Origin of the sequence: Pseudorhodoplanes sp., assembly GCF_035565795.1 — a bacterium.
GTDB lineage: Bacteria > Pseudomonadota > Alphaproteobacteria > Rhizobiales > Xanthobacteraceae > Pseudorhodoplanes.
In genome coordinates, this window is sequence record NZ_DATMRV010000073.1 from 1 (window position 1) to 8,383 (window position 8,383).

At 59.2% G+C, this 8,383-nt stretch carries 7 protein-coding genes, 1 tRNA gene and 1 pseudogene; 3 read left to right on the forward strand and 6 right to left on the reverse strand.

The genetic code is table 11. The annotated features are described in order from the left end of the window. Both VNZ93_RS07570 and VNZ93_RS07575 read left to right on the forward strand, forming a co-directional pair. Positions 1-127 (forward strand): annotated as a pseudogene (locus tag VNZ93_RS07570) (IS5/IS1182 family transposase); the annotation flags it as partial. Positions 128-218: 91 nt separating this feature from the next. Then, positions 219-295, forward strand: a tRNA-Arg gene (locus VNZ93_RS07575). On the opposite strand, the gene VNZ93_RS24900 is transcribed toward VNZ93_RS07575, so the two are convergent. From VNZ93_RS24900 to VNZ93_RS07600, 6 genes are all read right to left on the reverse strand, one after another. Next, on the reverse strand, positions 266-586 hold the full coding sequence (locus VNZ93_RS24900; RefSeq protein ID WP_414710011.1) for a recombinase family protein: 321 nt from the start codon (positions 584-586) through the stop codon (positions 266-268). The genes VNZ93_RS07575 and VNZ93_RS24900 overlap by 30 nt on opposite strands. Positions 587-676: 90 nt before the next feature. Continuing rightward, complete coding sequence (locus tag VNZ93_RS07580; RefSeq protein WP_325702389.1) at positions 677-2,008, reverse strand: hypothetical protein; 1,332 nt, start codon at positions 2,006-2,008, stop codon at positions 677-679. A gap of 187 nt (positions 2,009-2,195) precedes the next feature. Next, entirely contained in the window at positions 2,196-3,206 is a 1,011-nt protein-coding gene (locus VNZ93_RS07585) for an AAA family ATPase (protein ID WP_325702392.1), read from the reverse strand. A 129-nt stretch (positions 3,207-3,335) separates the two neighbouring features. After that, positions 3,336-3,638, reverse strand: coding sequence for a hypothetical protein (locus VNZ93_RS07590; RefSeq protein WP_325702395.1), 303 nt, complete (start codon positions 3,636-3,638; stop codon positions 3,336-3,338). A 168-nt stretch (positions 3,639-3,806) separates the two neighbouring features. After that, complete coding sequence (locus VNZ93_RS07595) at positions 3,807-5,495, reverse strand: DUF262 domain-containing HNH endonuclease family protein (RefSeq protein WP_325702398.1); 1,689 nt, start codon at positions 5,493-5,495, stop codon at positions 3,807-3,809. 98 nt (positions 5,496-5,593) lie between these two features. Continuing rightward, entirely contained in the window at positions 5,594-6,328 is a 735-nt protein-coding gene (locus tag VNZ93_RS07600) for a hypothetical protein (protein ID WP_325702401.1), read from the reverse strand. A gap of 657 nt (positions 6,329-6,985) precedes the next feature. Here VNZ93_RS07600 and VNZ93_RS07605 point away from each other — a divergent pair. Continuing rightward, on the forward strand, positions 6,986-8,383 hold a 1,398-nt coding region (locus VNZ93_RS07605), incomplete at its 3' end, for a hypothetical protein (RefSeq protein ID WP_414710010.1).

Consider the following 8,383-nt stretch of genomic DNA (forward strand, 5'->3'; position numbering starts at 1 on the left):
CATCGAGAATATGTTCGCCCGTCTTAAGGATTGGCGGCGCATCCACACCCGCTACGACCGATGCGCACACACCTTCCTCTCCGCCATCGCATTCGCCGCCAGCTTCATCTTCTGGCTCAATCAATGAGTCCTGAGCCTAGGTCCCCGAACCCGGCCGAACACCCCTCTTCGGGAGCCGATTGCCACATCCATCCCGCTCACCTAAACGGCACCGTCACGCGCCCGTAGCTCAGCAGGATAGAGCATCGGATTCCTAATCCGGGGGTCACAGGTTCGAATCCTGTCGGGCGCACCATTCTCGAACAAAAGAGAGAACTGCGGGCGTGGTTTTGGCCACGCCCGCTGCCGCACTCCGGGCCAGCACGGCTTTTGAGCCGCTGATGCGGATTTCCCGATCGTTCAGGCGTGGCGCCACCCGCTTGGGCGCGCGGCTCTGAAGCAACGCCTGCGCGGCGTTGAAGGTCTTCTCGTCGATGATTGCCGGGACGGCTAGCGGTATCCATTCGGACGGCGGGCGGGGACGATCGTTCCGGCTGTCGGTGCGATTGAAGTAATGCTGTCCATGGTACGTGCTGGCGGTCAGAATGGCATGGGCACATAGCCGTCGAAGGGAACGCCCTTCTTGGTCTCTTCGCGTGGGATCGTGATCCTGATGCCGAAGTCGTCGACGAACAGGTTATGCCCGATCCGCAGATCCGCGAGATTGCGTCAACAACAGCGATGCGAGCTGGATTCCGATCAGATGATCGGATCGGGGATCATCGGCCTCCAGAGGGGGCATCGGGAAAAGGTCGATTTCAAGATATTCGAGCAGCCAGGCCGAAGCGACCTCGGCATCCGCGACGGTCCATTCGCGTGATCCCCAAATTGCCTTCAACGCGCCCGTGACGGCGTGGCCCGCATCGAGCAGAAAGGGTACTTCGCCGCGCGCCCCCTGCTCGGCCTCGTGCGGTGTGGGCCATTGGAGATTGCGGCGTTCGAGCAACATATCCGCGACGGCTCGCCGCAACGTCACGAGATCTTCCGATTCCGTGAGGACGGCATCCTTGACGGCGAGACGCAGGAAATATGCGATCTCTTCACCGTCGATGGGCATGAACATCCATCGCGCGCGCCGCAGCTTCTGCCGATAGCCATAGGCCGCCGACTTTGTGAGCCGCCCATAGCGCACCATCGCGTCAATGATTTCAACGGTGGTCTCGACCCGGAACTGATCATGCTCGATCGACGACAGAAATCGATCGTCAACCCACAGGATGCCGTTGCCGTTCTTTGCCAGCGCCGACATCAATTGCAGCGATGCCCGGCGCAACGGGTCCTGAGGCCCATCGCGCTGAACGGGCACCGCTTGGTAGATATTTTCGTCGAGCCCAGTGCTCAGCTGCTGGATCAGACCAGTGAGGGAATCGACCAACTGCACTTGGGCTTCGGCCTCCGCCACGGCCGCCCGCATCTGCTCGACATCCTCGCGGGTGATTGTGACCGTGAAGCGTCGTATCAACGCGCGAAGGGCGCCGCATTCGCCGCCCTTCACGTCCCAGCGCACCGTGAATGTGTCCACCTGGCTGACTTCGCTCTGGTCGACGATCTCGCCATCGTCATGGGCGTGCAGGACGCGGCGCGTGGCTTCGATCCGCTCCGGCTGGATGGGTTCGAGGTCGCTTCGAAGACTTGTGAGGGAAGGCAGCGTATCGGTGGCGAACCGGCGCGTCAGCGTAATGATCTCATCGGCCGCCTGGCGTGACTTGATTACGCAGCCGACGAACAGAATGAAGCGCTTTACATCCTTAGCGTGCCAATGATCGTCCCAATTTTCGAGAAACGCATCGGCCGCATTTCGCAAGTCTGACGGGCCGAACGTCCGATGTGCCTTGCTCTGGCCGACCTCAAGGCTGTGCACGCCTTCCGTCCGAAAGGCGATATGATCTGCCCCGAATTGCCCTTGGCCATCGGGACCATAAAGGTTGGTGGACAGGATCCCCGGCTGCGCCTCGTGCAGCGCGCGCACGAAATGCTCGAACGGGCGTGATCCGAGCGTGTGAAATTCATGCTCGTCGCTGGCGGCGCGTGAGACTTTTACCATGGTGCGCTCGAAGGACGAGCGCCAGTCATCGGAGCCCCATAGCGGTGAGCCAAGCTTGCACCTGCCCGAAAGCGTCCGTTGGGGCCAAAGCTGCCACCGCTCCCCATCTCTCCTATTTCAGTAGTCTGTTCAGATGCTTGAAAGCCGCCTCGAAACGGTCCTTGGTATCGTCGGACACCTCGCCCCACACGTTCACGCCTTGGCGCATGCCTTCGGGGTCTTCGGCGCGGGCATCGCGCACGTCGAAGCGCATCTGGATGTGGCGGTTCTGCGACCAGTATTTGACGATACGTTGGGTCAGGTGGTTGCCCGCACCCTCAAGCTTGTTCTTGAGTTCCGTCGTATTGTTGGTGACCACGAGCTTGCGGTGATCGAGGCGGGCAAGGTTGATGAGGCCGATTAGCGGATAGTCCGAATCCAGTAGGTTCTCGTTGTCCTCGCGGGTGATAAGGGCGTTCAGGTTGGCCTGCCCCTCCATCTGATAGTACTCATCAAAGTACAGGAACTTGGGCGCGCGTGGCCAGATCAAGGAATTGAAGATGTAGTAGCTTAGGCCCTCCTCCTGCACGTTCGCGACCAGCTTCCTGAGCGCGTTAACGGCGTCTGTCGCCTCGGCCTCGTTTAGCGCGGTTGCGAATGCGGCCCAATCTGCAGCGCCCCCCAATGTCGCGCGCAGGTCGTCGGCTAACGCCGGGTTGCTCGCGAGGTGTTTGCGTGCAGCGGTGCTGTCGCAGGACAGACTATACCGGCTGTTCGCCTTTCCGTAGTAGGTCGTCCGCTTGAAGGATTTGCCCTTGAGCACATTCGGGCCGAACACGTCCTCAACAGCCAGCAGGTCGGCCTTGGCTAACTCGTAGGTGCATTCAACAACCGCGGCCTCATCGCGTTCATTGTTTTCGACGGCGAAGCGGTAGTCCTCGACCTCTCGCTTAGGGTAGTCGTACGTGAGGTCAAAGACCGCATCGCCCTTACGGATCGGATTCGTGCGGTAGAGCGCGTCCAAGATGCTGGTCTTTCCTGCCTCATTCTTACCGACGAAGCAGGTGGTCTGATCGTCAACCTCAATCGGCCCGGAATCCCAGATGCTGCGGAACTCGCGGACCCTATACTCCTTCAGCTTCATCTCAAGCCCCCCCCTGCTTCTTCGCTGCTCGGTGATTGCCCGTTGCATCTATGGAGGAACAGAAATCGAACAGCAAGACTTACGAGTTGCTGAGTTGTGGTGAGGCAAGTGGAAAGATTTGCTGGGGAATCAACACTGACAAAGGAACTGCGATGCCTCTGCTGTTTGGGTGCAAAGCTGCCGTGCTTCGCCGATCTGAACGAACGGCAGGATGATCTGCCGCGCCACCAAACCGGGCAGGATAATGCCGGCGCGATCGCAGCCGTGCGGCGCGCAGCCGCAGACCTCGCCCGTGAGAACATCGCGCTCGACGAATTGCTGGGCGGATCGATCGAAGATGGCGGTGCTGTCGTCACCAATGGCTTTGAACTGGGTGAGCCTGTCTCGGTCGAGGACGAGTGGCTGCATGAGCTCAACCCGGACCTGCTTCACGTGCTCTCCGCCTCTCCTGCCATGGTCGAGATGTTCAATCTGCTGCGAAAGCCTTGGTCGCTCGTTCCGTTGAGGCAACTGACCGGCGCCGTGACGCGCTCGGTCAAGAGCCTACCACGCCTTGTTGAGTTCTTTACCGACCATCCTAGCCATACCGATCGGCGGGCCTCAGGCCTCTTCGATATCCCATTTTTCGTAGAGGATTTTCAGCAGACCTTGCTGGCGGGCCTTTACGATCTCAGGTGTCCACTCATCCTCCGTCATGACCTGGCTAGTCAGCGCATAGGAAGATACGTTTTTAGTGCCAGAAAAGTAGATATCGCACTTTGGGCCGAACTCGTAATTCTGCGCGGACGAGTTCTTCTTCTTGTTGAGTGGCACGAGGTTGGCGAGCCGATGCACCCAAGCCCTGCGCTCGGACGCATCGGGCCACCATGTCCTCCATTCGCTGTCCGCCGGGACGGTCTGCGGCAGGACATGCTCGATCGTGAGGATCGAAGGATCATAGGTCGCCGCGCCATCGGAGATGAAGGAATCCAGCCGCAGGATGAGATAATTGCGTCGTCGCGGCGTCAGCTCATAGATGTCGCCGTCCAGCGCGTCGCGGAACGCTTCGTGATCGTCGTCCCCGAACTCGAACTGCGCCATGTCGTCCGGCTCGGCGCCCGACTGGATATCGTTGATCAGTTCGGCGTAGACGTCGATGCGATCGTTCACGTTCCAGCGGCAAATGTGCATGTAGGCGGCGAGGCGCTCGAGCAGTTCGAAGAAGCGGGCGACCCGTTTCGGCTTGTTCCGTTGCTCCTTGAGATACAGCATCGCCGGCGGGATCCAGTCGGAATTGTCGATCCGCTGAAGCCACCGGATGTAATAGTTGACCGTATCGGCATGGGAGGTCGCGGAATAGGACGCGTTGCGGATCGCATCCAGGGCATCGGCGAACGGCTCGAGCACGTCGTCGATGAAAATCTTCGGATCGGGGTTTTTCGGAAGGACGTGGGTCCGAAACTCCTCGAGCAGGATGCGCTTCGCCTTTTCCTTGGCATAGACCATACGGATATAGGTGAAGAGATCCCGGTAGCCGTCGCGCGTGAGTTCGACCTCCATCTCCTCCCATTTGTCGTTATAGAGCTGCCGCTCGCTCTCGTTCTTGAGCTTGCCGATCGTGTCAGCCTTGATGATATCAGTCGGCTGGAGGTCAAGGCCGCGGCTGTTCATCACCGAGAAGACGCGGAAGGCGGAATCCTGGCTGGCTGTGGAAACAGCCACCAGATAGCAGCGCGTCAGCAGGAAGGTGACGAACTCCCGAAGCTTCTCCGGCGTCGGCAGCGCCTCGGCGACGGCCTGTACAAAATGCTTCGCATTGGCCCGGATATTGACCTGGGATTCGTTATCAAGCGACGAGGGATCGAGATCGATCAGGGCTTCGAGTTTCAGGTCCTGGACGTATTTTGCGAAGAAGCCCTTGTCGCGCTCGCGCAGCGCCAGGCGGGGCTTGGGAAGGATCCCTTCCATCTTCTTGCCCGGTTCGAGGATGTAGGGTCGAAGCTCGTCGCGATCCTCGCCATCATTCGCACAGGCCATCGCGGCCAGCAGGATGGTGAGTGTCGTCAGACGCTGCTGTCCGTCGATCACCTGCGAATAGGCGCTATCCTCCGACTTGATCAGCACGATGCTGCCGAGAAAATATCCTTCCTCCTGCTCGGCCTGAAAAAAGGCGATCAGATCATCAAAGAGTTCGCCGGCCTGATCGGGCGTCCAGGCATAAGGCCGCTGATAGGAAGGGATGACATACTCGAAATCGGACGAGAAAATCTTGGAGAGAGGATACTCAGCGCCACTAATCTTCTTCGACACAACTGCCCCCCTGCTACCCTGCCAACAAGGTGCAAGCCGGTCCCTGCCCTGTCAATCAGAAGCTGGCCCCATTTAAGAGGCATAGTCGGCTTGCCCCGCTAGGCGCAGGTGCACGGCACATAATGGGTGGGAAGCTGCCACTCGCCAGCCGGAGCGCCGATGCGTACGAGACGGGCCGGATCGCTGCTCCCGTGGCAGCGGACGCACAGGCGATCGGCGCGGAGAAAGCCGGGGGCGATGCCCTTGATATGGGCGCCACCATTGCGGACATAGAGCACCGGGGTCGCCGATCCAAGCCAGCTCTTTAATACGCCATAGCCGTGATCATTGTTGGCAGCTGCGTGATGGAACGCGGTCGCAAGGAGCTTGCGATGCGCGGGCAGGCCAGCGGCTGGCTTGGGGAAGTTGGTCCGGACGCGATCGGTCCCGAAGGCGAGGCGAGAATCGGCGGTGAACAGTACGGGCGGCTCGCCCAGTTCGCCATGCCGCAGGAAGACAAGGCTTTCGACGTTGGCGCGGCTGAGCGTGAGCGCGAGGAACGCTACCGCCGCGCCCACCGTCCCGCGCGTGCCCGCCACCTCGACCGCATTCACCGGCGTCAGGAATCCGGCATCGCCGCCACGCGCCACCTTGTTTGTTCGAAACCGGCCGAAGTCGAACCAGCGGATCGGGATGTTCCAGTGGACGGCTTCGGCGATGATGGGCGCGATCCGCTCGTGCGTCTTCAACGCGTCGCTGGCGAGCATCATCGCGAGATGGCACCAATGCCGTCTGGGTAAGCGCTGGACGTCGGCTTTTTTGCAGGAGATGCCGTCGACATGCCGCTTGGGCATGTCAGGAATGTCCCATGAGTTTCCAGCGGCATGCGACCAAACAACGTCATTCATGGGCGCTGCTACGAACGTCTGGATCTGACAAGAGCTGCCGTTCGCCGCGTTGCTTAGGAACGGCAGAAATGTCCCAAGCCTCGCCCTTCCTGCCGGTCAATCACGGTCCTCAACGAGTGTCCGTTTCCGGGTGCGGCATCCTAGCTGGTATGTGACCGAGAACGGCGCAAAACGGCCGGAACTGCTGGTCCCCGATCTCCTCAAACGATTATTACCCAGTTCTCATCTTCATCATCGCGGGTGCACCATACGTCGCAAGTGCGGAAATCCGGCATTGTGTCCGAGGCCATTCCCCAACCAAAAAAAGCTCGAGCCAGTATTGGGTTAGCCTCCGACTATCGCCATGTTCATAGACTTGCGTGCTAATTCCGAATATAAATTCGTGGCAACGTGGCAACGTGGCAACGATCACTCGCCACCTCCATTTCTACGATTCAACGCGAACGGGTTATAGCTACGGCGCACCTCTTCTGCTGGTAAGGTGTCTAGGGAACTGGGTGGGGGAATGCGTTGGACACTGACGGGATCAGAACGCGGCTTTCGTATGTCGCTCGCTTCTTCGTCGCCTATATTGGAAGCGCCGTTTGCCTTCTCGTGAGTACGATGTTCATCGTCATGGCCGATGCGTCGCTGATGACTGGCCGCTTCGCATTACCATTTTCCGTCAATGGAGCGGCGCTCGCTGGCCTGGGATATGTAGCTTTTGCCGCACTCGTTGTGACGACTGCTTTGCTGACGATAACAACGGTATCGCTGGCTCTACTCAAACGCGAAAGCCTTATCGCCTATCTCGTCATATGCGGTATTCTGCCTCTTTTTCTTCTGGTTCTGCCGGCGACAGATGGAAACGTCGTAGTTTTGGCCGGAGCTGCGATGATAACCGGCGTTTTTTGGTGGTTTTGCTTTCGTCGATATAGGAAATGCGAAACGGCAGGCGGCAAGGCAGCCGGAATTGCATGGCTGGCATTGCTATTTGGTGTGATCGCGTTCGGCGGAATGTGCTGGTCTGAGTATCGTGCCGAACAGAATGCCGGGGCAGAGCGGGAGAGCCGAGGGGTAGAGCCCGCTCCGTTGGGAGGTATCGTTCTTGGCCGGGTTGCGCTGCTCTATGATTTTAGCGGCCGGCTCTATGCCTTCGATTTGACGACCGGAAAACGGCAGCTATTTCTGAAAGACGGCGTGATCGACGTCAAGACAGCTGGCGATGGTTCAGCATGGATATTGTCGGCATCGCCCCTCGCTAACGACCTTGAGTACAATACCACTCTTCCGCCAGGATCGTTTACGATGTCGCGCTATCGCGCGGGCAAGATTGAGGCACTTCAGCCCGTGGAGTTTGGGCCGAACGAACGGCCTTTAATGATAGCGATGCGCGAAAGAGAACCGGTCGTGATCGGTCGCAAGGCTGCCTTCCGCTACGATGCAGACAGATCCAGGTGGTTCAAGGTAGCGTTTGATCACGCGATCAGCGATCAACTTCGGGGCAGCGATGGGACTGCCTTGATTTCAAATGATGGGCTGACGGCTTTTCTTGGCGTGAACCTTGGAGAATGGGGTGGCGGACTAGCAACGGTCGATCTCAAGAGCGGCAAGCTGAATCGCATTGAAAAGCGGGGAACAGATTTGTGCGACGGCCCATTGAACAAGGATTGCGACCCAGTCACAGGTATCGTTCCCGACCCGGATAATGCTCGCTGCGTCCTTGCGAGCATCGGTCTTTCACATCTCCTTATGCACGGACGCGTTATCAGAGTCTGTCCTGAGGGTGTGTCGGTGGAATTGTCCCGCCCACTCGAACGACCCAGCCAAATCATAGAGCGCTCTATCCGCGACGCCGTTTCTGGCCATTCGGAGGAGACCAGGAATACCGAAGCGTTCTTCGCGTTGATTGAAACGCGGGACGGTTCGATCTGGGCCATCTCACCCTTCGCGGCCTACCGGCGGGACGGTCCCAGCTGGTCACGCCACACGTTGCCTCAATTAGAAGAGCGCGGGTCTCTC